24 protein-coding genes and 2 pseudogenes are annotated in these 24,790 nt (G+C 62.2%); 6 read left to right on the forward strand and 20 right to left on the reverse strand.

Going from position 1 to position 24,790, the window contains the following annotated elements; genetic code table 11:
- Nucleotide 1: 1 nt before the first annotated feature.
- The 12 genes and pseudogenes from ngcE to J7I86_RS03485 form a co-directional block, all read right to left on the reverse strand.
- Nucleotides 2-1,411, reverse strand: a complete 1,410-nt coding sequence (ngcE, locus tag J7I86_RS03430) for an N-acetylglucosamine/diacetylchitobiose ABC transporter substrate-binding protein (protein ID WP_214815518.1) — start codon at nucleotides 1,409-1,411, stop codon at nucleotides 2-4.
- Between the two features lie 177 nt (nucleotides 1,412-1,588).
- A complete protein-coding gene (locus J7I86_RS03435; protein ID WP_214815521.1) occupies nucleotides 1,589-1,846 on the reverse strand; it encodes a hypothetical protein in 258 nt (85 codons plus the stop codon).
- Between the two features lie 95 nt (nucleotides 1,847-1,941).
- Nucleotides 1,942-2,352: an MmcQ/YjbR family DNA-binding protein gene (locus J7I86_RS03440; protein ID WP_214815524.1), complete on the reverse strand. Its 411-nt coding sequence runs from the start codon at nucleotides 2,350-2,352 to the stop codon at nucleotides 1,942-1,944.
- Between the two features lie 59 nt (nucleotides 2,353-2,411).
- Nucleotides 2,412-3,170, reverse strand: coding sequence for a polysaccharide deacetylase family protein (locus J7I86_RS03445; protein ID WP_309476654.1), 759 nt, complete (start codon nucleotides 3,168-3,170; stop codon nucleotides 2,412-2,414).
- A gap of 187 nt (nucleotides 3,171-3,357) precedes the next feature.
- Nucleotides 3,358-3,783: a CoA-binding protein gene (locus J7I86_RS03450; protein WP_214815529.1), complete on the reverse strand. Its 426-nt coding sequence runs from the start codon at nucleotides 3,781-3,783 to the stop codon at nucleotides 3,358-3,360.
- Nucleotides 3,784-3,939: 156 nt separating this feature from the next.
- Complete coding sequence (locus J7I86_RS03455; protein WP_214815532.1) at nucleotides 3,940-4,884, reverse strand: hypothetical protein; 945 nt, start codon at nucleotides 4,882-4,884, stop codon at nucleotides 3,940-3,942.
- Complete coding sequence (locus J7I86_RS03460) at nucleotides 4,881-5,435, reverse strand: RNA polymerase sigma factor (RefSeq protein WP_214816845.1); 555 nt, start codon at nucleotides 5,433-5,435, stop codon at nucleotides 4,881-4,883. Before J7I86_RS03460 ends, J7I86_RS03455 begins: the two co-directional genes overlap by 4 nt.
- Nucleotides 5,436-5,836: 401 nt before the next feature.
- Nucleotides 5,837-7,152, reverse strand: a pseudogene (locus J7I86_RS03465) (HNH endonuclease).
- A 428-nt stretch (nucleotides 7,153-7,580) separates the two neighbouring features.
- A pseudogene (locus tag J7I86_RS03470) lies at nucleotides 7,581-8,837 on the reverse strand (alpha-L-fucosidase).
- Nucleotides 8,834-9,448, reverse strand: coding sequence for a TetR/AcrR family transcriptional regulator (locus J7I86_RS03475; RefSeq protein WP_214815535.1), 615 nt, complete (start codon nucleotides 9,446-9,448; stop codon nucleotides 8,834-8,836). The pseudogene J7I86_RS03470 and the gene J7I86_RS03475 overlap by 4 nt, the downstream one beginning before the upstream one ends.
- Complete coding sequence (locus J7I86_RS03480) at nucleotides 9,445-10,506, reverse strand: saccharopine dehydrogenase (protein ID WP_214815538.1); 1,062 nt, start codon at nucleotides 10,504-10,506, stop codon at nucleotides 9,445-9,447. Before J7I86_RS03480 ends, J7I86_RS03475 begins: the two co-directional genes overlap by 4 nt.
- A 46-nt stretch (nucleotides 10,507-10,552) precedes the next feature.
- Complete coding sequence (locus J7I86_RS03485) at nucleotides 10,553-11,425, reverse strand: NAD(P)H-binding protein (protein ID WP_214815542.1); 873 nt, start codon at nucleotides 11,423-11,425, stop codon at nucleotides 10,553-10,555.
- A 445-nt stretch (nucleotides 11,426-11,870) separates the two neighbouring features.
- Between J7I86_RS03485 and J7I86_RS03490 the strand changes: the two genes are divergently transcribed.
- Nucleotides 11,871-13,028: an AI-2E family transporter gene (locus J7I86_RS03490; RefSeq protein WP_214815545.1), complete on the forward strand. Its 1,158-nt coding sequence runs from the start codon at nucleotides 11,871-11,873 to the stop codon at nucleotides 13,026-13,028.
- A gap of 27 nt (nucleotides 13,029-13,055) precedes the next feature.
- On the opposite strand, the gene J7I86_RS03495 is transcribed toward J7I86_RS03490, so the two are convergent.
- A complete protein-coding gene (locus J7I86_RS03495; protein ID WP_214815548.1) occupies nucleotides 13,056-13,514 on the reverse strand; it encodes an iron chaperone in 459 nt (152 codons plus the stop codon).
- 260 nt (nucleotides 13,515-13,774) lie between these two features.
- Between J7I86_RS03495 and J7I86_RS03500 the strand changes: the two genes are divergently transcribed.
- Together J7I86_RS03500 and J7I86_RS03505 are read left to right on the forward strand one after the other, a co-directional pair.
- A complete protein-coding gene (locus J7I86_RS03500) occupies nucleotides 13,775-14,383 on the forward strand; it encodes a TasA family protein (protein ID WP_286179258.1) in 609 nt (202 codons plus the stop codon).
- Nucleotides 14,384-14,494: 111 nt separating this feature from the next.
- Nucleotides 14,495-14,929 (forward strand): SipW-dependent-type signal peptide-containing protein, encoded by a 435-nt coding sequence (locus tag J7I86_RS03505; protein ID WP_214815554.1) that lies wholly within the window; start codon nucleotides 14,495-14,497, stop codon nucleotides 14,927-14,929.
- 98 nt (nucleotides 14,930-15,027) lie between these two features.
- Here J7I86_RS03505 and J7I86_RS03510 read toward each other — a convergent pair whose 3' ends face one another.
- The 5 genes from J7I86_RS03510 to J7I86_RS03530 all read right to left on the reverse strand — a co-directional run bounded on the left by J7I86_RS03510 (nucleotide 15,028) and on the right by J7I86_RS03530 (nucleotide 19,746).
- Nucleotides 15,028-16,140 (reverse strand): FAD-binding oxidoreductase, encoded by a 1,113-nt coding sequence (locus J7I86_RS03510; protein WP_214815557.1) that lies wholly within the window; start codon nucleotides 16,138-16,140, stop codon nucleotides 15,028-15,030.
- A gap of 65 nt (nucleotides 16,141-16,205) precedes the next feature.
- Nucleotides 16,206-17,267: a Gfo/Idh/MocA family oxidoreductase gene (locus tag J7I86_RS03515; protein WP_214815560.1), complete on the reverse strand. Its 1,062-nt coding sequence runs from the start codon at nucleotides 17,265-17,267 to the stop codon at nucleotides 16,206-16,208.
- The gene (locus J7I86_RS03520) at nucleotides 17,267-18,061 is read right to left on the reverse strand and encodes an amino acid ABC transporter ATP-binding protein (protein WP_309476655.1); all 795 of its coding nucleotides are present in this window, start codon (nucleotides 18,059-18,061) and stop codon (nucleotides 17,267-17,269) included. The genes J7I86_RS03515 and J7I86_RS03520 overlap by 1 nt, the downstream gene beginning before the upstream one ends.
- On the reverse strand, nucleotides 18,058-18,846 hold the full coding sequence (locus J7I86_RS03525; RefSeq protein ID WP_214815563.1) for an amino acid ABC transporter permease: 789 nt from the start codon (nucleotides 18,844-18,846) through the stop codon (nucleotides 18,058-18,060). Before J7I86_RS03525 ends, J7I86_RS03520 begins: the two co-directional genes overlap by 4 nt.
- A 33-nt stretch (nucleotides 18,847-18,879) precedes the next feature.
- Nucleotides 18,880-19,746 (reverse strand): ABC transporter substrate-binding protein, encoded by an 867-nt coding sequence (locus J7I86_RS03530; protein WP_214815565.1) that lies wholly within the window; start codon nucleotides 19,744-19,746, stop codon nucleotides 18,880-18,882.
- Between the two features lie 181 nt (nucleotides 19,747-19,927).
- On the opposite strand from J7I86_RS03530, the gene J7I86_RS03535 reads away from it, so the two are divergent.
- Together J7I86_RS03535 and J7I86_RS03540 are read left to right on the forward strand one after the other, a co-directional pair.
- The gene (locus tag J7I86_RS03535) at nucleotides 19,928-21,022 is read left to right on the forward strand and encodes a LacI family DNA-binding transcriptional regulator (RefSeq protein WP_214815568.1); all 1,095 of its coding nucleotides are present in this window, start codon (nucleotides 19,928-19,930) and stop codon (nucleotides 21,020-21,022) included.
- A 209-nt stretch (nucleotides 21,023-21,231) separates the two neighbouring features.
- On the forward strand, nucleotides 21,232-22,272 hold the full coding sequence (locus J7I86_RS03540; protein ID WP_214815571.1) for a metallophosphoesterase: 1,041 nt from the start codon (nucleotides 21,232-21,234) through the stop codon (nucleotides 22,270-22,272).
- A gap of 149 nt (nucleotides 22,273-22,421) precedes the next feature.
- Here the strand turns inward: J7I86_RS03540 and J7I86_RS03545 are convergent, their stop codons facing one another.
- Nucleotides 22,422-23,561, reverse strand: a complete 1,140-nt coding sequence (locus J7I86_RS03545; protein WP_214815574.1) for an App1 family protein — start codon at nucleotides 23,559-23,561, stop codon at nucleotides 22,422-22,424.
- Between the two features lie 85 nt (nucleotides 23,562-23,646).
- A complete protein-coding gene (locus J7I86_RS23065) occupies nucleotides 23,647-24,399 on the reverse strand; it encodes a class F sortase (protein ID WP_309476656.1) in 753 nt (250 codons plus the stop codon).
- Between the two features lie 203 nt (nucleotides 24,400-24,602).
- Here J7I86_RS23065 and J7I86_RS22600 point away from each other — a divergent pair.
- A partial coding sequence (locus J7I86_RS22600; RefSeq protein WP_286179260.1) for a hypothetical protein occupies nucleotides 24,603-24,790 on the forward strand: 188 nt, incomplete at its 3' end.

A 24,790-nucleotide genomic window follows, 5' to 3' on the forward strand; every position in this document is an offset into this window, starting at 1 on the left:
GTCACTTCACTTCGATCTTCTTGACCGAGCTGTCGTTACGAACCTTGTCGGTGATGTTCTGCAGCGCGGAGGTGAGGGTTGCAACGTCCGACTTGCCGTCCAGGAAGGTGTTCCAGACAACCAGCTGGTCCTTGTTGGTGCCGTACAGGTCAATGAAGTTCCAGGTGTAGATGTCTTCACCGGCATCGCTGAGCATCTTCGTCTGCGAAACCAGAGCGGTGGAACCGAAACCATCGGCCGGGACGGTGTCCTTGACGATGGTGGGAGCCAGCTTGGTCTTGGCGAAGTTGGTGGCAGCTTCCTTGGAGAGCATAATCCGGAGCAGTTCCTTGCCACCGGCGGCGTTCTTGCCCTGCGACGGGACGATGTACGGCTCACCCGCAGCGCTGTGAAGTGCTGTCTGCGGCATCTTGGGGCTGGCGCTTACAGACGGGGCCGGGGCACCCATCATGTTGAAGCCGGCCTTGGTCTGGTCCTTCATTTCGTTTTCAATCCAGGAACCCGACGGGTAGAACACAGCTTCCTGTGCGTTGCTCCACTGCGCCTGGGCGGCCGTGAACTGGGTGCCGGAGCCGCCCGGTTTGAAGAAGCCGGCCTTGACGATCTTGTCCATGGCAGCGAAGACGGACTGGATGGCCGGGTGCGACCAGCAATCGGCTTTGAGGTTCTCAAGCGCCAGGCGTACGTCGTCGCCGCCTTCCTTGATGGCGGAAGCGATGGCCAGCTCCTGGTAATACGTGGCCGCTTCCTTGCCCCAGACGAAGAGGTACTTGCCCTTGGCTTTGGCCTGCTCGCCCAGGGTGTACATCTCATCCCAGGTCTTCGGAACGGTCCAGCCGTTTTCCTTGAGCAGGGAGTCGGAGTACCACACAGCGTAGACGGTCAACACGTAGTTCAAGGCGGCAAGCTTGCCGTCAAAAGTGCCTGGAGCCAGTACGCCGGTGTACAGGGTGTCCTTGATGACCTTGCCCTCAAGGTTCTTGGCCTCCACAACGCTGGTGAGGTCTTCAAGCTGGGCAAGGATGGTGCTGAAGCCGATGGCCTTCGCGCCGGAGTTATCGATCAAGTCCGGCGGGTTGCCACCGACGAAACGCGGCTGAAGTTCCTGCGCAATGTCCGTGGACGGAGAAATCTTGGCAGTGGAGCCCTCATGCGTCTTCTCGAAGATCTTGCCGGCGAACTCGACGTAATCGATGCCGTAGCCACCCTTGAAGATCACGGCGTCCAGGGCAGCCTTGTCAGCCATGCCGAACGGGTTGGTGTCGGAAACGGTGCCCGTGGGCCCGGTGGTAGTGGTGCCGCCGCCTGCGGCGCAGGAAGCAATGGTTCCCCCCATGGGCACGAGCACGGCTGCTGCGAGTGCTCCGCGCAAGAATCCACGGCGACCGACGGACTGGTGCTGAACGTTCATTTCTAAACCCTCCAGTGACTCGTAGTGCCCGACCGTTGCGGCGGGAAAGCCGTTCAGTCAGACAGTCTGGGCTGGCGCTCTGGCAGCACCAACCTTCTGTGACATAATTCACCAGGAATGATCGAAAATCAATCTTTCTTGGTACTTTCGATCAACATTTGTCAAAGCGTGATCTTTCTACGGACCACCTGCGAGGGCCTTTCCGCACTCCGTAATCGCATCCCGGGCCACAACCCCTTGCCGCTCGGTTCCCAGTGGTACCGCCATTCTTCGGCCGAGTCGGAACACTGGGAAGGCTTCGGTGAGGCGCTTTTTACGCTGCAGAAACGAGCCGTGGCTTGCGTGCAAAACAATCATCCAGTGCTCGGGGCGCTCATCACGGACGGTGGAGGCACATTTGAGGGCTTCGGAGGTCAGCTTTTTCTGATCCAGCATCAAACCGCTCCTGACCAGCGCGTGGCTGAGGTCTTTAGGTATGCAGTATCAATCTAGTCCCATGTCAGCGCCGTGGGGAGGGGTTTGAGGGCGTGTCAGTTGCCCTGCGGTTTCGCGAGCCGGGCCCAGCCGAGTTGCTCCTGCTGTTTGCGGCTCAGCGTGGCCACTACCAGGTCGTAAGAGTCCTCCACCATGTCCCGGATCATGCCGTCAGAAAGGGCCCCATCCAGGCGGACTCCGTTCCAATGGGTTTTGTTCATGTGCCAAGCACCTGTGATTTCCGGGTTCGCCGACCTGAGTTGTTCGGCCAACGCCGGCTCGCATTTGAGGCTCACCGACCAGTTCTCCGGGTCCATGGAGGACATCGCGAACATCTTGGCCTCGTGCCGCGCCCCACCAGCGACGGCGGCACGCACCTTGAACACGGAGGTTTCGGGGCCGAACGGGAAGTCTTCGAACGCGCCGGGGAAGCTGAGGCAAATTTCGCGGAGGGTGGGAACATCCATGAGGAGAGCCTACTGGCGCTCCGGGCCGGCGGTCACGCCCCTCATCAGGAAGCGAGCGCCTACGCCACGCCCAGGAAGTCTTCCAGCAGCACCACTTCAAGCCCCGCAGCCAACTGGGCGGCACGGAAGGCCGCGAGGTCAGCTGCGAACTCAGCCCGGAAGTGCATGAGTACAATATCGCCGGGGCGCAGCGAGTTGCCCACCTGGTAGTCCATCTTCCCTGCGTTTGCCTTTGCTTCCCACGTGACGATCGCTTTCATGCCGGCGTCAGCCACGGCTTTGCGCATCACGTTGGAGTACGCGCCTCCCGGGGGACGGAAGAGGGTGGGACGGCGGCCGTAGTGCTGGAACGCGTACTCCTGCATGCCCACCATGTCATTCAACTGCTGCTGATAACCCCACTGCCGCACCATGTTGATGTTGTGCGTGACCGTGTGATTTTCGATCAGGCTGCCCTGGGCTTGGAACGCCTTGAAGAACGCAGGGTTGTCCGCCACGGTGTCCCTGGTGAGGAAGAGTGAGGAGGGGTAGTCGTACTCCGCCATGAGCTTGATCGACTCCGGCGTTTTGATGTTGCCGTCATCGATGGTCAGGAATACCACCGGGTGCTTGGTCTCGATCTTGGTGATCACCGGCGCCAGCCCGCCAACAATCGGCGGCAGTTGATAGTCCGGGATGAACGTGCGCCGGATGCGCTTCGTGGCGGTGGGCGTCGGCGTTTGAGAAGCGGACGACGTCGGAACCTCGCCTCCGACGGCCAGCGCACCATTCGGGCCCGGCACCTCGGGCGAGGCCGCAGCGCCACTGGGCGTCTGCACCGGCGTCGAACCTTCAGCGGCACTGCACGCTGTCAGGCCAGCCACCACGGACGCGCCGAAAACACTGAAAACGGCCCGCCTGCTGGGAGTGGAAAAAGGCACCGCAGAATGGCCGCCGAACATGGTTGTCCCCCAAAGACTTAAGAAGTGATTCAGCTGCAATCTAGCAGAGGAATCGGAATAGCGGTCACAGGCCGTAGTGCCAGCCTTCGCGTGCCGGGCAGGAGTTGACCACTACGTCCAGTCCGGCGTCGCGGGCTCGCTGTACGGCGTCGTCGTCAAAGACGCCCAGCTGAAGCCACACGGCCTTGGCGCCGATCGCTATCGCTTGGTCGATGACTGCCCCCACAAGTTGAGAATTGACGAAGCAGTCCACAACGTCGATGGGGTGCCTGACCTCGGGAATCTCCGCCAGGGACGTGTAGCCCTTTTCTCCGTGCACGTCCTCCCCCTTGAGGTTGATGGGGATGATTTCCATGCCCATCTTGTCCCGGACGTAGAGGGAGACGTCATACGCGGAGCGCCATTCATTGGTGCTGAGGCCAACAATTGCCCAAGTGCCCTTTGTTCGCATCAACCTCTCGACGACGGCCGGATCGTTGACATGCATCATGACCCAAGCCTACTAGGCCCCACCGGAGCGGCTTTGCCGAATATTGTGCATCTTCTCAACAGCGCTGACTTGGGCAAGCGGGCGCCGGCTCAGCCGTGGGCTTCTGGGAGGAACAAGCGCGCCGACTGCACTGGGCGGCGGCCGAGCGTCGAGCTGCTAGCGATCGCCGCGTTTCAGCCACTGCTTCCATTTGTCCGCGGACGTCTGGGCTAGCTGCTCGGCCTTCTTGTTACTCAGAGCCGGAGGCAGGTGTCCTGGGTTTGTGCCATCCGCCCCGGGCAGGGTTTTTGCAGGCTTCCCGGCACTCCCGGCACCTTGCAGCGAAGCATCAGGCCTGGCGGCTTGCTGCTTCTCTTCCTTGCCTGAGCCGGGCTTTGCCTGCGGGCCAGGGGTTGGATTGGGCGCAGTATTCGGCTTTGTAGCACCGCCGGGTGTCGCATTACCGGGTTTGGCACTACCGGGTGTGGCACTGCCGGGTGTGGCACTGCCGGGTGTGGCACTGCCGGGTGTGGCACTGCTGTGGGCGGGGCCGGCGGCAGGCTGTTCCGAAGGTTTAGCGGGTGCTTGAACCGCGCCAGGTACTTGCGGCTGCGCGGGCGCCTGTACCTGTGCGGGCGTTTGGCCCGACGCGACGCTGTCGGGCACCGGTATGGATCCAGCGCCTGGCACCGGCGGAATCGCTGCGGGGTCCGCCACCGGAGCGGGTTCGGTGACGACACGCGGTGCGTCGGGAATCGGCAGGACGGGCGCGGCTGCTGCTGGCTGTGGCCGGACGTTGCGCAGCAGCTCATCCAGGAAAGATGGGTTCCGAGTGAACCCGGAACTTGCGGCAGCAACTCCACTGACGCCCAGACCCATCGCCGCCACCACGACAACACTGATTACCGCTGTACGGTGTTTGTGCCTCCAGCGGCGTTTGCTGACTTCATCATGTGGGCCAGCCATCATGGCGGAGAGCTCCGCACCCGGAGTAGGGGCTGCAAGGTTGGCGAAGGACCCCATTGAGAGGAGCGCACGCCGGACGTCGGGCGAGTCGGCGGCATCGGCGTCGAGCAGCAGCTCGTCCACGATCGCTTCGCGTTCGCTATCCCTGTATGTCATGGCGCCACGTATTCCTTTACAGCCGAATGCTCACGGAGCGTAATAAGTGCCCGCCGCTGCAGTTGTTTCACTGCCCCGGCGGATTTCCCCATGATGTCGGCAACCTGCTCAACGGTCAGGCCTGCCACGATGCGGAGGGTCAAGACCTCCCGCTGCTCGTCGCCAAGGTAATCCAAGAGATTCATGACCTCCTTGGGGGCCAAGAGTCCCAGAGCTTCCGTCTCTGCGGAACTCACTTCCCGAGTATCGCGCTCGGGTTCGAACTCGTGCTGTTCCGGCGCCCTGCTTTGCTTCCTGTGCTCATCCACCATGCGGGCATGAGCCACCGAGAAAATGAAGGTCCGGAGGCCATGTACCCCGCCGCTGATGTCATCCAACCGGGGCAGGACGGCAAGAAACACATCCTGCGTGACTGCTTCCGGATCTGGCACGCCTTTGGCCGTCAGATAACCGAGAACCTGGCCGGCGTACGCCTGGTAGACGGCGCCAAACAGTTCCGCGTTATTGCCCTTGAGTGCATGTAGCGCTTCATCGGTCAATGCGTCGGTCACGGGAATGAGGCTTTCGATCGGCGGCAGGTCCGTTGCTTGGGCCTGGACATCCGCCTTGTCACCAACGGACGACCCCACCAAGGGTAACCGCTCGGCCCGGCCTTCCATGGAAGGACCCGCTGGTCCTGCAAACACCCTCGGGACCAAACCACCCCGGGTCAAAGTCTCCCCGAGACAAGCTCCTACGAGACCAGAACCCCCGAGACAAGGAAGAGCCGAGCTGGAACATGATGGGGGACAAATTCCAGCTCGGCCCTTTCAATGACGTAATCGTCACGGCACCGCAAAGGGTTACGCGGGGTTCAAACTTTTTCCAAAAACTTTCTAAGAGCCCGTTTTGGGCAGGCGTCACCAGAATCTGTGGCGGGTGTTTAGGTGGTGGCTGTCTACGTGGCGGGTGTTTACGTTCTGGAGGGCTGATGCCCGGGCAGGGGCGGGGCCTTGGATTGGTATGTGTGACCGGTTGGGGTGCGGATTTCCAGTGGGTGCCCTGGCCCGTGGAGGGATTTGGTGGTCCAACCGGGGTTTTCTTTGGTGTGGTTGCAGGCTTCACAAAGTCCGGCGCCGTTCGCGATGTTTGTTTTCCCTCCGGAGCGCCACGGAATGACGTGGTCAATGTGCCGGATAGGCGCGTCGCAATAGGGGGTGCGGCAGGTGTCGTCACGGGTTTCGATGAAGCGCCTAAGCCTTGCCGGGAAGAACCGGGCCTTGGAGTCACTGGTCAGGAGTTCTCCGGTGGCCGGTGCTGTGTAGAGCCGACGGAGCCAGACATCGAACTCCTGGTCCTGTGCTGCCTGGTCTTGATCCAGCGCTGCGTGTTTTGGATCCTGTGCTGCCTGTTTTGGATCCTGTGCTGCTTGTTTTGGATCCAGTGTTGCTTGCGGTGTGGCGGCTGACCGTCCCATGCTGGTCGGCGGCCTTAAGCTCCCGGCTTGCCCCAAGCCGAGAAGTTCCCTTCCCCATTCCGCCGGGACGATTCCGTAACCCTGCAGCCGTGCTGGTTCGCTGTCCCCTTGGAACAGGGTCCGGTCCGTCATGACCAGGTCCAGGTTAATTCCGGAGAACCCGCCCGGAGTTCCGGTGACACATTCGACCAAGGTGTCAGCCATAACCTGACCACGGCCCCTGATAACCCCGCCAGTCTCTGCTTCCCCGGTGGAACGGGCCGAATCAGCCGCCCGGCTCAACGCGGCATACACCGCCACACCCTGGGCGACCGGCAACAGCGCGGTCAGGTACGTCATGGTATCCGGCGCCGGACGCAGCTCACCGTCCGCTCCGCGGCGGCACGGCTGGCCCGCCCGGCCACCGACCGCGGATCACGACGGTACGCGGCAGCTTTCGCCGCCGCAACGATCGCCTTATCGCCCTTCCCGTCAAAGGTCCCGGTATCGGGGGCAAGTTCCTCATCCACTGCACACCGGTCCTCAACAGAAAGGCACGCGGTCTCCTTCACCAACAACGTAGCCCGCCACTCATTCAACTGCCCGGACTGCAGAGCCGCCAACGTCCGTGGCATCTCCATCACCAGGGCCTTCGCCAAACCCAACAACCTAGACCCGCGGTTCGGGGACTCTCGACGCGCCAACGCCACCTGAGCACCCACCCCCTGACCACGCTCCGCCGCAGGAACACCAGCCTCAGCCTGCTCGGCGCGCTGAGCAAGATCAAAAGCCACAGCAACCCGCGCCTGCAAAGCCGTGATAGCCGACTTCATCTCCTCCAGCACCCGCAACTGCTCAATCAAGTCACCACTCACCGTCCTCGCCGGAACAGTGGCCTCTAGAGCCGTGCCGGGCTGAGCAGTATTTTCCAGGCAGGCAGTATGTGCCAAGCGGGCTGTACTTGCCAGGCGGGCTGTACTTGCCAGACCGGTACTATCTGCCGGACGATCACCGCGCACAGCGGCGTCCAGGGCGGGAACGCGGGACGTCGGGCCTTGAGGCGAGGCAGGAACGAGGGCATCCGGTACCACTGCCCTTGCCCGAGTTCCCCGAATCCGCTCCATGTATAAACCATGTCAGTGGGCACCGACATTTTTAGGTGCCGGCAAAATAGTTGCCCGGTAACCACCAGACAACCACCTCATGACACGAGGATTTCCCGCAGCAAAGCAAAGCAGTAAGCTCCCCGCATACCGAAGAGCTACTCCGGCGCCTTCGTGGGGGCTTCATATCCGTAGGGGATCACTGGAACCTCAGCATCCAAAGCCCCGGCAAATACCCGCGCCGAAACCAGGCTTCCGCCATGGCCTGACAACTTCACGTGAAGCTCTGATGCTGTGGTGACCGGCAGTTGGTGGATTCGCCGGTTGCCCACGGTCATCCCATCAAAAAGATCCACGCCTTCGGCAGACACCACATGGTGCGTGATCCGCTGCCCCGAACTGAGGTTTTCCACCAACTCCAGATGGTTGAACGTGACCGCAGCCGGGAAGCTCAGCCTCACACCGCCGTCGTGATGTCCCAGTGTCGCCTCAACCGCACTGGAGAAGCGACGGTCAAGCTCAGCCTTCCACTCCTTCAGAACCAGAATGTCGCCGTCAGGAATGAGTCCTCGGGTATCCGGCGGCACGTTCAGCAGAAGGTTGACGCCCATTCCCACCGATTGGTAATAGATGGCGAGCAGATGCTCCACGGATTTTGGTTCGTCATCCGGGTGCCAGAACCAGCCCCGGCGAATGGAGACGTCGCATTCCGGCGGCAAATAGTGTTCGGCGTGCAGACCGGAGCTGGAATCGGTGTACTGGGTGTCGGACGTGCGGTCCACAACGTAGTTGACGGGATCAGACGCCAGCCCATTCTCGTTGCCCACCCAGCGAATGGTGGGCTGGCCCATGTTGAAGATCATGGCGTCAGGTTGGTGTTCCTTAACAACAGCGATGATCCGGTCCCAGTGGTACTCGCGGCCCACCGAGCCCGCGCCGTCGAACCATAATTCCATCAGCGGACCGTAGCCCGTGCAGAGTTCCGTGAGTTGTTGGACGTAGAAGTCGTCGTAGGCGTCGGGATCGTCATAGGAGTCGGCGTTGCGGTCCCACGGGGACAGGTAGAGACCCAACCCGATCCCCTGCTCTGTGCAGGCGTCGGCCACCTCCCGGACGATGTCTCCCTTTCCGGCGCGTCATGGCGAGGATGCAACGGAGTAGCCGGTGGTGGCCGTCGGCCAGAGGCAGAATCCGTCGTGGTGCTTGGCGGTGAGGATGAGGTACTTGGCACCTGCCGCTTTCGCCGTGCGGACCCAACTGCCGGCGTCGAGTTCTGTCGGGTTGAAACTCGACGCCGGAATGGTGCCGTCGCTCCACTCCTTGCCGGCGAAGGTGTCGATGCCGAAGTGGATGAAGACGCCGCATTCGAGCTGCTGCCAGCGGAGCTGCGCCGGTGTGGGCGCAAGCTGAGTCATGGGGCGGGTTCCTGTCCGTGGATCAACCACTGGGCCGTGCGGATGATGGCTTCGTCTCCAAGCTCTGTTCGCAGGCCAGCGATGTCCGAGCGCGTCACCGCTGCGCCTTCGAAAAGGCTCACGATCGCGGTAGCAATAGCGGCATGCTCAACCTCCGGCAGGTCCGGCCTTCCCCGCCGCACCACCCCGCCGACATGAGCTGCGTACAGCGCGTAGAAGCTCCTCAGCGCATCCGCCGCTGGCTGGTCGGCGGAGGCCACGGCCCAAATTTCCAGGTGCATCTTCACGTCCTCGAGGGCTGAGTGCTCGTGGAGCAGCGCCGTCAGGAGTCGCCCCGATTCCTCCCGGGTCAGGCCTCCGGCCGCCGCGACGCCAAGGTTAAGGCCGGTCTCTTCAACAAGCCGCTGCAGCGAGCGTTCGAGACTCCGCTCAAGCATCGCTCGAATCAGGTCCGCGCGGGTAGGAAAGTAGTGTTGCAAGTGCCCGATGCTGACCCCGGCTGCGGCGGCGAAATCCCGCATGGCCGCATTCGCGTTGCCCTTGGTAACCAGCACATTTTCAGCAGCGTCAAGGAGCGCCGCCTTCCTCAGGGCGCCCTTGCTTTCGGTCATGACCTCAATATTGTCACACCGTGTGATTCGAGTTTCGCGACCGCCGAACCCAACGCCGTACTGGATTCGGGGAAGGAAACTCCAGGCTCGGCTGCGGCACCAAGGACGTTGAACAGGCCCAGCAAACCACCCAAGGCGGTGAGGTGCGCCTGCCCTTGGGGATCAGAAATGACAGCGGTTCTTTCCCCTAGCGGCCCCTTCACGTCAACGCGGACATGCGCAATTCCACCCGATCCGGGCGAGTACAAAAGCGAACGCCGCAGTGGCGCCCACCGCTCCCCGCTACCCCAGCGGAACAGTCCCGCCGTTCGAGCGGCGAGCAACGCCGTCGTGGATGTATTGGAACTGAACCCGATCCGTGTGGCAACCGAGCCGGCCCCAAGAGTCAGCGGCAAGGTGAACTGTTCAGGCGTGTCGAGCCGGGCAACCTTGGTACGGTGCCCGGCGATGTCCACCCAGCGCGTGTCAGTGAGGGGGCGTACGACGGCGGCCTTACCGCCTTTGCGTACTTCGAAGTCCAGTCCCAGCCTGTCAATGAAGTCGACGGAATCTGCGCCGGCTTGATCGCTGGTGTCATAGCGGATGGCGACGTCGACGTGGTCCGCCCCGCCCAGCTCTTTCGCCAAGAAGGCCGCGACGATGTTGGTAACACCACCCATCCATCCGGAACTCAGCAGTACGGGAGCTGTTGGCTTCAAAAGGGTGGCCAAGGTGATTGCCCTGGTGACGCGACTGGTCCAACGGGTGACGTCAACGTACGGAATGCCGGAGCCGACGGCGGCGCGGAGCACCCTGTCGTTGGGATCGTTGACGGTGCTGATGACCGCCCTGACCTTGGCGGCGAAGGGCTCCGCCTGATTGAGGTCCCATTTCCGGAGTGCAACGTTGGGGCTTGGCACCCCCTCGCTGATCAGGTGGCTGCCTCGCTCGGGGTTCCTGCCAGTCAGGAGCAAGGGCCATTCAGTTGCGGCCAATTGTGTAAGGGCCGTGCCGACGGTGCCGTAGCCGCCAACGATCAGTACAGGACCTGCGGTGTCGAGTTCGAGAAAATCATTCATGAAATAGATTCTAGGTCATATGACCTAAAAACCACTCATGGGCACGTTATACCAACAGCGGCTTCAGTTCCGCATAAGCCCACCCGGCCAGAGTGGTGGGCGTAGTGCTGTGGACGGACCGCTGCTGCTCGGGGGTGAAATCACCAAGAAAGCCCGTGGACATACCCACTAACGAATCAACTTGCGCGGCACTCATCCCGAGTCCAGCCAAGGTGCCGCGCATGGACTCTTCGGGTATCCGTTCTACGTCAAGTGGCTTCCCCACGGCTTGAGAGATGATCCGGACAACCTGCAGCCACGAGAGGTCAGCCGGTCCGTGAACGGCTTCGACGTGGTGTCCCCGCCACTCAGCGGACAGCAAGCGCCCGGCCGCTACCTCGGCAATATCCCGGGGCGAGACCCACGCCATGGGCTGGTGGAGGGGAAGCAGAACCTGGAGCATTCCTGCTCGAATCGCATCCAACTGGAACTCAAGATTGGTAAAGAAGTAGCCACAGCGCAGATGGATCACACTGGCATCCGTCGCGTTCAATGCGACTTCAGTGGCAGCCAGTCCGTCGATCTCCCCCATGCCGTGCCGGTTCTCAGCTCCAACACTGCTTTGAAAAACCACCCTGCCCACGCCGCCCGCGGTGACTGCTTTCGCTGCACTATCGGCAGCCAGCTTGTACTCGGCCAGCGGGTCGTCGCCCGCCGGAGGCGGGTCCACCCAGTAAAGGGCATCGACGCCGGATACGCTCTGGACCACAGCGTCGGCGTCGAGCAGGTCAACCCTTGCCACATCCACTTCGGAACGGATATCCGGGGCCAGGGCATCCGGATCCCGGAGAAGCAACAGCGGCTTCGCTCCGGCCCGGATCAGCATCGGCACAAGATGGCGGCCTACATGGCCGGTTGGTGCTGCAACTGCAATTCGCATTTCCACGCCTCCCCATTCGTGTCTTTGTTCCCACGGTAGCCAGCATTGCGGTCCGTTTCTGTCCGCTGGGTGCGCAGAGCAGCCCTGTAGCTGAATCGAAACCGGGAGTAGGCTGCAGTTATCTGCCGGAGCAATACCCTTCAGTACGCAAAGGAGAGATCGTGACACTGCCTCCCACCCACGAGCCCGAGCCGTTTCCCCCGGATCCCGGGCCTGTTCCGCCGCCCCCGGATCCCACCACACCGTTTCCCCCGAGCCCCATTCCGGACCCGAATCCAAGCCCCGGCCCATCGCCGGTTCCGGATCCCGGGCCTGTTCCGCCACACCCTGATCCGACGCAGTAACTGGGTCATTCCAGCGGGATACGTCGCCACATCAGGAAGATAGTCAGTAGGCTTATGTTTGATCTCGTCGGTTAACCGATGCGAATGAACAGGAGCTCACCATGACGGCATCCGAGGAAACAGCCCACATTTCCGCGCCGCCCAAGCCAATCAAACCCGCCAAGCCCGCCAAGCCCGATCTTTGGAAGGACTCACTGGGCCGGACGGCTGTCCGGGCAAGTCAGATCCTGCTGATTCTGACCCTGACAGCGGTGGCGGTGTTCGGGCTGCTTCAAATCCGACTGCTTGTCATCCCTGTCCTCATCGCGCTGATTCTGGCCGCCGCAATCGGCCCCTTCGTAAACATACTTCGACGCCGCGGATGGCGCGGAGGCGTAGCAACGGGCGTCGCATTTTTGGGCTTATTAATCGTTCTCGGCGGAGTGGCCACCATCATCGTGTTGTCGGTGCGTAGCCAGTGGGACGAGTTAATCAGTCAGGCAGCAGGTGGGCTGGACGAACTCGAGAACTTTCTGCTGACCGGACCGTTCGCCCTTGAAAGGGAGCAACTGAACCAGGCGCGCGAAGCCGTGGTGGAGTTCGCGCAGAGCAGCCAGGTACGCTCCGGAGCAGTGACCGGGTTGTCCGTGGTCACTGAGTTCCTGGCCGGCGCCAGCCTGGTGATCATCATCCTGTTCTTCTTCCTTAAGGACGGTGCCAAAATTTGGGAGTTCTTCCTGCGCCCCTTCAAGGGCGTGCGGGAAGCCAAGCTCCGCCGTGTTGGCAAGCGGACCATGGAGGTCCTCGGCGGCTACGTCCGGGGAACGGCGATCGTTGCATTGGTGGATACGGTGGCGATCGGCGCGGCCCTGCTCATCATGCAGGTTCCATTGGCCATCCCGTTGGCGATCATCGTGTTCATCGGCGCATTCATCCCCTTGGTGGGTGCCACAGGAGCCGGAATCCTGGCCGCCCTGGTGGCACTCGTTGCCAACGGTCCTATCGTGGCGTTGATTGTGGTGATCGTAGTAATCGCAGTCAATCAGCTCGAAGGTGATCTCCTCCAACCGATCGTCATGGGCAAGTCCTTGGAGCTCCACGCACTGGTCATCCTGATGGCCTTGACGGCAGGCACAATCCTCGCCGGAATTATCGGCGCCGTCTTGGCCGTACCCATCGCTGCCGTCACCTGGGCTATCGTCCAGGTCTGGACGGCGGAAGATCCGAACCTGGAACCCATGAATCCGGATTTACCGCCAGCCAACAGCCAGCCGATGTAGCAGTAATATCCTCAGGGCAGCTCTCCCCTAACCCATTGCCTTCTTGACGAGCTCGACGATCCGGGCTTCCACCTCGGGCGTGATTTCGGTGACGGCGAAGGACGTGGACCACATGGCGCCGTCGTCCAGCTTCGCGTTCTCTTCAAAGCCGAGCGTGGCATACCGCGCCTTGAACTTGTGGGAACTCTGGAAGAACACGACGTTCTTCCCGTCCCTGGCATAGGCCGGCATACCGTACCAGGTTCTGGGGCTGAGCTCGGGCGCGTGTTCCTTGACGATTGCGTGGAGTCGCTCGGCAATGAGTTTGTCCGACTCGGGCATCTCAGCGATCTTGGCCATCACATCATCCTCGCCGTCCGCCTCGGACGCCTTCTTGCGTGGCACCTTCTTGAGTTCCTGCGCGCGCTCCTTCATTGCGGCGCGCTCCTCTTCCGTGAAGCCGTCGTAGGACTTTTCCTTCGTGCCCGGCTTGCCTGTATCCGTCATGGTGTTCGCTCCCCTTGGTCTTTTGTACTGATACCCCTAACCGTAGGTTGCCCGCGGATATACGGCTTCTCCGAAACTGCTCGATGCGCCTGCTTGGGATTGGCTTGTGGGAGTCTTGAGGTTTTCCTGAGGAAGTGTTGACCGTTCACAGGATTTGTTCTTGATCCGGGCCCGGCACAGTAGTTCTTGTCAGCCAGAGAGGCTGGAAAAATGAACGGCCGGCCGGACCCGCGGTGGCCTCCCGAAAGGACCATACTCAGATGGCCATCAGCCTCAAGACCACTTCCGGCAAGATCCTCGCTTCCGTCGCACTGGTCGGCACCGCAGCCGCCGTCGCCGGCATGGGCACCTACGGCGCGTTCACTTCCTCCACCTCAGCCTCCCAAGCCGTCACCGCAGGCACCGTCACCATCGCCCTGGGCGCCCCCGGACCGGCCAACACCCTCAACGTCCCGGTAGCTGGCTTGCTGCCCGGCGACAAAGTCGAAAAACTCGTCACCCTGGCCAACACCGGCAACTCGGACCTGAACAACGTAACCCTCACCACCTCCGCCGGCGCCACCGCCTCGCTGCTCACCACGGACGTGACGAACGGTCTGCAGCTGACCATCGAGAACTGCTCCGTGGCCTGGACCGGTGCCACCGCACCCTACAACTGCACCGGCACCCGAAGCACCGTCCTGGCCTCCGGCCCCGTGATCGCAGCGAACAAGGCCCTGAGCAACCTGGCCTCCCTGACCTCGGCCAAGACCGACAACCTCAAAGTCACCACCGCGTTCCCCACCACCGCGAACAACGACTTCCAAGGCGCCACCTCCACCATCGCCTTCGCCTTCACCGGCACCCAACGCACCGAAACCACCAAGTAAGCACCACCAAGCCCCGCCGGGTCTGATCGGTTTCCTTTCCCCCAGCCCGATCAGGCCCGGCGAGTATCCCATCAAGCACAGCCACTTCATCAGAGAAGGAGAACGATCACCGTGACATCGCGGAACAGTTTCCTCCGTGCCTTGGTGATCGTCGCCGTCGTGGTTCTTGGCCTGATAGCCGGCCCCACGGCCGCTGTTGCTGCTTTCACGGACAGTGAGCGCGCCACTCCGCAGTTCTCGGCAGCTGTTATTCCAGCTCCGGCCACCGCCAATGTGAGCATGAAATGCACCTTGGGCCTCCACACCGTGGTCACCGTGAATTCCTACGGACCGGTGGCGAACGCCAACTACTACGAGGTGAAGATCTACGATCGCTTCGGCAGCCTCGAGTTCACCGGCGATCCCAGCCAAGCCGCGGGAAGAACGTACAGTTCGGGCATCGAGATCATCGGGACCTGGAGCTACGAAATCCGGGGCCTCTACAAGGTTCCAGGCTCCAACAACTTCTGGACGGGCAAGCCCCTCAAGGGCACCATGACCTGCTGATTCCATCACCTTAAATTCCAATGGCCCCGACACGCTTGAGCAGATGGCGTACCGGGGCCATTGGCTTCTCTATAAAAGAGACTGGGCGCGAAGCGGACTTAGGAGAAACGGCCCGGACGGAACGTGGCAAGCATCGGGTGCTTTTCACCGCTCAGAATCTCACCGGACAACAACTCACCGGCGATGAGGCCCAGTGTCGCTCCGGAGTGGGTGAAGGCCACAAAACAGCCCGGCACTTGGCCGAGTTCGCCGAACACCGGTTCACCGTCCCCGGGGATGGGCTTGTAGCCGATCTTCCACGAGGCGGGCTTGAGCTCGGGATTGCCCGCGATGAGCTTGGAAGACTCGTCCGCCAGTTCTTGGACAACGTCATCCGGGATGGTGAAGGTACCGTCGGCGTGCTCCGTGATGCTCTCCTCGTACCAGTCGTGGTCCAGTGCGAAAGTGTTGCCCGGATTAGGGCGAATAGCGGCCCGCGGGGTATTCATCACAGTGGTGACCTGGTGCTCCACGGGCTTGGTGATGACCAGCATGGAGACCGGCGAACCGTTGGGGATTTCCACGCCCAATGGCTTCACTACGGCGGGGGTCGCCGCACCGCAGGCAACCAGCACGGCGTCAGCGGGGTACGTTTCACCGCCTGCAGTTTCGACGCCGGTGGCACGGCCGTCGTGCACCATCACCGAGGCCTTGCCGGCGTTAAGGACCAGTTGGCCGCCCAAGGCGTGGAATTCCTCCATCAGGAAGTTCACCAGGTCCGGCAGGCTGACCCATCCTTCACCGGGGTTGAAGATGGCGTTCTCCGGGACCGCGCTGGAGTCGATGCCGGGTGTCACCGAGGCGATCTCTTCGGGGGCCAAAAGTTGGGAATCGTAGCCGACGGACTTCTCGTAGGCGTGGCGTGCTTTGGTGGCCTCGCCCTGGCCGGCCGCGTTCCACATGAGGCCACCCCCGAACTGCAACCATTCGCGGCTGGGATCCGCGGCGAAAAGCGTGCGGTACCGGTCCACGCCGGCCAAACGCAGCTGGTGGTAAGGCGTGGAGCGTTCGCCCGCCGAGTTGAGCCAGGACAGGGACCGGCCGGTGGCTTCGCTGGCCAGGCCCTGCTCGGTCAGCAGAGTGACCGAAGCGCCTTGGCGGAGCAGGTGGACGGCGGTGGAGACGCCCAGGATGCCGCCTCCGATGACGGCAACGTGCTTGGTGGAGGACATGCGTGATCTCTCTTTCGGGTTCTGAATGCTCAAAACGCGTTCGTGTTCTGGATGCTGAAACGTGCTCAGGCGAACGCGTGGATATTTTCGATGATTCTGAGGGTTTCCAGCGCCTCGGCCGGTTGCACGGGAAGTGGTCCGTGCCCACGGAGCGAGGCCGCGAGCTCCCTGTAGAACTGTGGGTAGTCGCCCTTTTCCGCCGGGACCGGGGTAGCTGACCCGTCCACTCCCAGCAGCCCCCAAGACTCCTGGGGTTCGCGGCCATAGGAGGCGTCCGACGGCGTGATTCCGGCTGCGAGGGCAGGTTCCTGGCCGTCGAGTCCCCACTTGGTGTAGCCCGCTTTGGAGCCGAGGACGTGGAAGCGCGGGCCTACTTGGGCGGCCATTCCGTTCATCCACAGCCGTGTCCGGACGCCGGACTCGTGACGCAGGGACACGAAAGCTTCGGTGTCGGCAGCGTCCGGGTGAGGCCCATGGTTGTTGGTCTCCCCGTAGCTCTCCTCCACAGGGCCGAACAATTGGATGGCTTGGTCTATCAGATGGGCGCCAAGGTCATGGAGGATGCCGCCGCCTTCAGCCAAGGTGGCTGAATCGCGCCAGTTCCCGAAGCCCTCCGGCCGCCACCACTCAAAACGCGACTCGAAGGTCCGCACCTCACCCAAGGCGCCTTCCCGCAGAAGTTTCCGCAGCGTCAGGAAGTCGGCATCCCACCGGCGGTTCTGGAAGACCGTGAGCTGCACACCGGCGTCGGACGCTCGCTCTGCAAGCTCCTCACCGTGGGCAACCGTGGTGACGAAAGGCTTGTCCACCACAACGTTGAGCCCATGGGCGATTGCCGTGGCACCGAGTTCAAGGTGCGTCAGCGGCGGTGTGCCAAGGACCACGAGGTCCAGGTTCCCGGCAAGGGCGAACATATCCTCCGGCGTGGGGACGACCGTTGCCTGCGGGTAGAGGCGTTCAGCCTCTGCCTTTCGTTGCGGGTCGGCCGTGACGATCACGTCCAGTGAGTAGTTCGGGTCCGCGTGGAGCAGGGGCGCATGGAACACCTTGCCCGAGACGCCAAACCCGACGACGGCGGTCCGGATGGGTGCCGTTGTTGACTTGCCCTCCACAGGAGTTCCGCCCATCACAGGACTTCCGAGAGGAAGCGCTGCAAGCGTTCGCTGCGGGGGTTGTCGAAGAGCTCTGTGGGGGTTCCGATTTCCACCACTTCGCCTTCATCCATGAACACCACCTGGTCCGCCACTTTGCGGGCGAAGCCCATCTCATGGGTGACAACCAGCATGGTCATGCCGCGGCCACCAAGGCCGGCCATGAGGTTGAGGACACCTTTGACGAGCTCCGGGTCCAGGGCGCTGGTGGCTTCGTCGAAGAGCATGACCTCGGGCTCCATGGCCAGTGCGCGGGCAATTGCGACTCGTTGCTGTTGTCCGCCGGAGAGATCCCGCGGCCGGTGATCGGCGCGTTCGGCGAGGCCCACTTCGGCGAGACGTCGCCGGGCGCGTTCCCGGGCCTCGGACTTGGACATTCCCTTGACGCTCCACAGGGCCAACGCCACGTTTTCCAAGGCGGTGTGATCCGGGAAGAGGTTGAAGTGCTGGAACACCATACCGATCCGTGCACGGAGGATGTCCGGCTTGACCTTGAGGGCACTCTCCCCGGCCAGCAGCACATCCCCGCTCTTGGGTTCGTGCAGGCGGTTGACGCCGCGCAGGAGCGTGGACTTGCCTGAACCGGAGGGCCCGATGATGCAGGTAGTAGTCCCCGGCGCCACGTTGAGGCTGACGTTGCGGAGCACTTCAACGTCCCCGTAAGCCATGGTCAAGTTCTGCAGTTCCAGGCTGGAGCCGTGGAACTTTTCAATGTCCTGGCTTGGCTGGTTAGTGCTGGTAGCGCTGCTGCTGCTGCTTGTGAGGTTCACGTGTTGCTCCCGGTGATGAGCGGCGAGGCCGCATCGAGTTCCTTGAGTTCCTTCAGCCCACTGGTGGGCGCCGTGGGACGGCGTCGGCCGGTGCGGAACTTGTTGTCGAAGTAGTTGACCAAGTGCGTCAGCGGCACCGTGATGATCAGGTAGAAGATGCCTGCCATGACCAGCGGCGAAAGGTTGCCGGACAGTACCGCTGCGTCCTGGCCTACCCGGAACAGTTCACGCTCGCTGACCAGGAGTCCCAGGAAGTAGACCAGCGAAGAGTCCTTCACGATTGCAATGAACTGGTTCACCAAGGCCGGCAGGACCCTGCGAATCCCTTGCGGCACCACCACCAGAGCCATGGACTTGGAGTAGCTCATGCCCAACGCCCGGCAAGCCTCCCCCTGGCCCTTGTCTATGCTCTGGATACCGGCCCGGAAGATCTCGCCGATGTACGCGCTGGCGATGAGGCTCAGGGCGATGATTCCCAGCGGGTAAGGAGAGGGCCCGAAGACCGACTGGCTCAATCGCGCAAAACCCTGGCCGATCAGGAGGATGGTGAGGATGGCGGGGAGGCCGCGGAAGAGATCGGTGTAGATCCTTGCAGGGATGCGCAGCCACTTGGACCGCGAGATACCCATGACCGCCACCACCATGCCCATTACTACGCCGAGGATGGTTGCTGCGATGGAGATGATCAGGGTGTTCAGGAGGCCAACTCCGAGGAGCTGGGGCAGTACTTCGACCATGGCGTCAAAGTCGAAGAACGTGCGGCTGATGGTATTGAGCCAGTCCATTGAATGCTCTCAGTCGTTAGGTGTTGGGGATGCTTACTTGCTGGCGGTCGGGGCCGGGCTGGAAGTCTGCTCGGCCTTCGGGAGGTACTGCTCAGGCATCGGCGAGCCCGGGAACCACTTTTCGTACAGCTTCTTCCAGGTGCCGTCTTCCATTGCTTCCGCCAGGCCCTTGTTCAGGGCTTCTTTGAAGGCGGGCTTGTCCTTGGCGATTGCGAAACCGGCGGGGGCATCAAAGGACGGAATGTCCGCGGCACTTACCAGCCCGAACTGTTCCTGGTATTCCTTGGCGGCCTCGTAGTCCAGGAAGTGGGCGTCCACGGAACCGCTGTTGACTGCTGCAATGGCGGTGTTGTTGTCCGGGAAGCGGACCAGCTGCGCGGAGGTGAAGTTTTTCACGGCATAGGCTTCCTGCAGGGTGCCTTGGACCACGCCCAGGCGCTTGCCGTTCAGGCCGTCGGCGTCGTTGATGCCCGAGTTCTTTGTAGTGATGACCGTCAGGTAGCCGGCGAGGTAACCATCGGAGAAGTCCACGGTTTCCTTGCGCTTGTCCGTGATACCGATAGCTGCAACGCCAACATCGAACTGGCCGTTGGCTACGGCTGCCAGAAGTCCGGAGAAGTCCTGTCCGGTGAAGACAACGTTGTCTACGCCGGCGCGGTGGGCCACGTCCTTGAAGAGTTCCACGTCAAAGCCGGTGAAGTTACCGGAGCCGTCCGTGAAGGTGTAGGGCTTGGAGTCACCGAGGCTGGCTACGCGGATGGTGCCGGGTTCAATCAGGCCGTAGGGGTTCTCGGCTGATGACGAGGAGCTGGCGGAAGATCCACCGCATCCTGAGAGGGCGAGAATGGCCGCCAAAGCTGCTGCTGCGAGAGCTGCCGGGCGGAAGTTCAGTTTGATCACAGCGTTGTCCAATCGTGGGAGGGAAAGCGGTGCTGTTAGGAGCCGCTGAAAGTTACTGCTCGATGGGGGGTCTTGTTGAGTCCGGTCTCAGCCCCTAGGATTGAGACCGGACTCACATCGATTGATTAGAAATGTAGCGGAACTCACAAAGCCGCGTCAACACCCCTCTTGAAAGGTGAACATGAGCACTGACGGATCCCGACGGCGGGACGTAACGGTTGCCGACGTCGCCAAAGCCGCGAAAGTGTCCAAAGCACAAGCCGCCCGTGCGCTGGGCAATTACGGTGCTGTGAGCGACGACGTCCGCGAGCGCGTCCTCGCCGCAGCCGAGGAGCTTGAATACCGGCCCAACGAGCTTGCACGCAGCATGAACACGGGCAAATCCAACACCATCGGCGTGGTGGTGGGCGACATCGAAAACCCCCACTTCGGGCTCGCGATGCGGGGCATCACGGACACCGCCAAAAAGAGCGGATACAACGTCATCCTCATCAACACTGACGAGGAACGGGCTGCCGAAGTGGACGCCGTCCGCGTACTGCTGGATAAGCGTGTGGATGGGCTCATTGTGGCGCCGGCCTCGTCCCTGGAAACCTCGCATCTGCAGCAGGTCCGCGAGTCCGGGAGGCCGTTGGTTCTGCTTGACCGCGCCGCTACAGGGGTTGACGTTGAGACCTTTGCGGTGGACATGGGAAGCATTTCCTACGAGTCCACGACACACTTGATCGAAGCGGGGCACCGAAGGATTGCCTTTGTCTCCACCGTTCGCACAGACGCCCCGTATGTTCCCGGGATGACGTTGGACTCCTCGCAGATCTCAGACCGACTGGACGGAGTTCACCGAGCCTTCGACGACGCTGACCTGCCCTACCCCTCGGACCTCATCCGGCTCAATGCAGGCGACGCCGATTCCATCATGCGGATCACCCGAGACCTGCTGCTAGGACCGGACCCCGTCACGGCCATCGTCGCCTCCGACGGCCTGATCGCTTTGAGCGTTGTGGAAGCCATCCAGGAATCGGGCCTGTCCATCCCGGATGACGTCTCATTCCTGATGTACGACGACTTCGCCTGGACCCGTCTCACCACTCCCCCGCTCACCGTGATCGCGCAGCCCGTTTATGACATGGGGATCGCGGCGGCCTCAGCACTGATCCGGCAGATCGAGGGCAGGAAGTCCGCCGGGCCCGCTCCGGAGTTGGTGGCCACCCTGATTCACCGGGGATCCGTCGGCGCGCCCAGGGACGCGGACGTGCTCAGCCAGTCGGGGGGCTGAACACTCGCATCAGCCAACCGGCGGCGATCAGACCACTTGGCTAGACAACTTCGCGCCGCGATTCCAGCAAGGAACAACCTCACGCTTTGTTGTGATCACCAAATGGCCAACCTGTCATGACAAGTTAGCCACTGTCCATTTGCCGGCAATTCATCGGACGCACCTACATTCTGAGGGTCCACGCATCCCCTTGAGTGAAAGGTTCCATCATGACTTCCCCCAGCCGCCGCTCTGCTATCACAGCATCCATCGCAGGGTTGGCCACTATAGGTGCCACGGCCGTCGCCTCTTCTCCAGCGCAGGCAACCGAAAACGGACACGGCAGCAACCGCCCCTCCGGCAAGCCCACAGTCTTCACCGTCATCAGCGACATCCAGGGAGATCTGGGCGACTTTGACTTGGCGCTCAAGGACATTGAACAAACCAATCCCGGCAGACGAAGCGCAGGGTTGGTGGTGAATGGCGATATCACCCCACGGGGCTACGACTTTGAGTACGGGGCGGTGCGCAAGGTATTGGATGCCAACACCCACGCCGCCAACGTCCACTGGGCCATCGGCAATCACGAGTTCTATGTTCCCAAGTACTCCAACCCAGCCACACTTGCCCAAGCCACGTGGCCCAACGGAACCACGGAAGCTTCCCTCTTCCAGAGCTTCTTCACCTTCACCGGACGGGACAAGGTGTACACCGAGATCGACCTCGGCGGTGTTCCCGGCCTGATCCTGGGCACGGAAAAGTACATGCACTACCACGACACGACGCTCTGGGACGAGGTGTGGCTCAGCGAGGAACAGATCATCTGGTTCGAGCAGCGCCTGGCCTACTGGGCTCGCAAAGGCCAGCCTGTCATGGTCTTCACCCACCACCCGTTCCCGGACACCGTTTCCGGCACCCGCAACAACCTGTACAAGAAGGACTACCTGCAGGTGGACCGGCTGTTGGGCATTCTTGGCAAATACAAGAACGTCTTCGTCTTCACGGCCCACACGCACTGGGCACTTCAGCTGGCTGACTGGGAAGTCCGCCGGACAGTTCCCGGAAGAGGCAACCTCCAAGGCTTCCAGGTCATCAATACCGGCGCCGTTCAGACGCTCTGGGAGGACAATGGCGCAGGCGGCGAGCGCGCCCTCGATGGCCGCGAAGCCAGCGGACTGCAAGTAGAGGTCCACAACGACTGCGTGGTGGTCAAAGCCCGCGATTACCGCCGAGGCGAATGGATCAAGGAAGTCCAGATACCGCTGTTCTAGCTGTCCCTGGGCAGTACATCTAGCGCTCCCCCAACCGTTCCCGCCAAGACGTTAATGTGCGCCGCAGAAGAAACTCCGCCGGGCCCATCCGCCACGGAGACAACCTCGCCGACGCTGACCTCTGGAGGTGGCTTTGAGGCAGGTCTCCGTTAGTCGGAGCCAGTCACTTCGCCTTCCTCAGGATCATCGGCAGACCGAACCTCGTTCCGGATGACGCCCAGTTTTTCCAGTTGGGCTGACATTCCCGCCCCATCCGGGGCATAGACCCACGGGACACCGGGCGTGGGTTGACCGCCGGACTTCGACCGTCCACCGGCCAGCACCGCTTCACCCGCCGAGAGTTGGCGGATGGCGATGGCCCTCACATTGGCGGGGTGACGGTGGGCGAACTCGGAGTAAATGGCCTCATCGTGCTGCCCGTCATCGCCTACCAGCAACCACTTGATGTTGGGGAATTCCTCCGCGAGGCGTTCCAACGAGGTCCGCTTATGCTCCTGGCCGCTGCGGAACCAGCGATCAGGAGTGGGACCCCAGTCGGTCAAAAGCTTGGGCCCTGCAGGATACAAATTTCGGGACAGGAACCGGGACAGCGTAGGCGCGACGTTCCACGCTCCGGTGGACAGATACAGCACCGGAGCGGACGGCGCCGTCCGGGCAATCCGCTCATACAGCACCGCCATGCCCGGAGTGGGGGTTCTGGCGTGCTCGTTGAGGACAAAAGTGTTCCATGCTGCTAGGAACGGACGCGGCAGTGCAGTGACCATCACGGTGTCGTCAATGTCAGACACGACGCCGAACTCTGCGTCATCCGAGACGATCTCAACAGGAGCCTCCACGGTCTCGGACTCTCCGGACTGAAGGGTGATGGTGTGCCAGCCGGCGTCGAGGGCTACCGGAATTCGCGCGTCCACCACACCGCCACGGTCAGCTTTCACTTCGAAAACAGTGCCGGCAATGGTCACCTTCACACGAGCATGGGCAACGGGCGCACTGGTGAAGTTGCGCCAGCCGCGCATGCTTTCCTGCAACGGATTGGTGTGCCCCGCAGCGTCCCGGGGGTCACTGCGGACAACACGGGCAAGGACCCGGACCCAGGAGGTGCTCCCATACCCGGTGTAAGGGATGACGGTTTCCACCCGGCCACGCCGGATCGCAAGACGCGTCTGAAGACCAAGCCACGCGTCGTCGAGCCTCATGGCGAGGTGACGGCGCCCCTTACTCAGCGGCGTGGGGTCTTGTTTGTCAACGGCGTCGAACTGGGGGCGCGGCTTCTTGCGACGGGGAGACATGCACCCAGTCTTCCACGGCCCGGCCTCCTACCGCAGTGCGCCGACACACTGTGAACTGAACTGGCTGCCGCGCAGGCAGAAGTGGCTACTGTCCGGACAACGGGCTTGCCTGGACAATGATGTTCTTCCCCCACAGGTCAGCCGCATAGCAAGTGATCAGAATGAGCCGGCCCGGCACGATGTCCCAGATCTTGCTGTCCCGCAAAGTCTCTTTGTACTCAGTGGTGACACCGTCCACCCTGAATTCCAGCTGCCCTTCAGCAGTGGTGATCGTCAGCAGATCACCTGCTCTCGCCTGCGCGCTGATGTTATTGAAGGGAGAACTGCCCCCTTCCATGCTGTGCCCCACAACATAGGTGGTGTTGTTAGAACCCTCGCCGGGCATGCCGTACGGGCTAAGCCAATAGGCGTCCGGAGTGTGAGGCGGAACGATCGAATTCAGCGCCAGCTCCTGCGGTGTCGGCGTCAAAGGCAGTATGCCTTGGTCAAGCCCCACGGCGTGGTAGCTGATGTGAAGCGGCTGTGCACCGGCCTCCGGAGCAGTGACCTCCTCCTCCAGCACTTGGTGCTGCGGAGCGGACTCCTGCGGTATAGCCGAGGGACTCCTTGGCAGCGGGGAGCCCGTGATGCTTGTCGCGGGCCGGGGTGCCGCCGCGACGGCTGCGGGCTGGAAGTTGCTGGAAGTTACCTGCGCTGACCACCAGGCCGGAAGCCCGGCGGCCAGCAGGACCGCGGCGAGGAGGGCGACGAGCGCCGCCCTGCCCCACCGCTGCCCGGCCAGCCTCGCCGGAACAAAGTTGCGGCGATGCCTCCCCCGTTGAACAGCGTGGCGCCGCACGGGATTACTCCTGCTGACTTCCCCTGCGCTTAGTCATCAGCAGCCGGGTTGCAATAAACACGATGCCCGCCGCGCCAAGGCCAACACAGAGTGACCCAAATATGGTTGTTTGCTGCGTGGAGCCGGTTCGGGACAGAGCGACGGCGGTGTCCACGTTGGCGCCTTGATTCCTGCCCGTGCCAGCCAAGGGAACAGACTGATCTGTGGCAGTGGCGGTGGCAGTGGCGGTCGCCGTCACCGTCTCAGTCTCGGTCGCGGTGGCAGTCGCCGTCACCGTCTCAGTCGCGGTGGCAGTCGCCGTCACCGTCTCGGTCGCGGTCGGAGTGGCAGTCGCCGTCTCAGTCTCCGTCGCGGTCGGAGTGGCAGTCGCCGTCTCCGTCGCGGTCGGAGT

This window comes from Arthrobacter sp. ISL-95 (genome assembly GCF_018613695.1).
Lineage (GTDB): Bacteria > Actinomycetota > Actinomycetes > Actinomycetales > Micrococcaceae > Arthrobacter.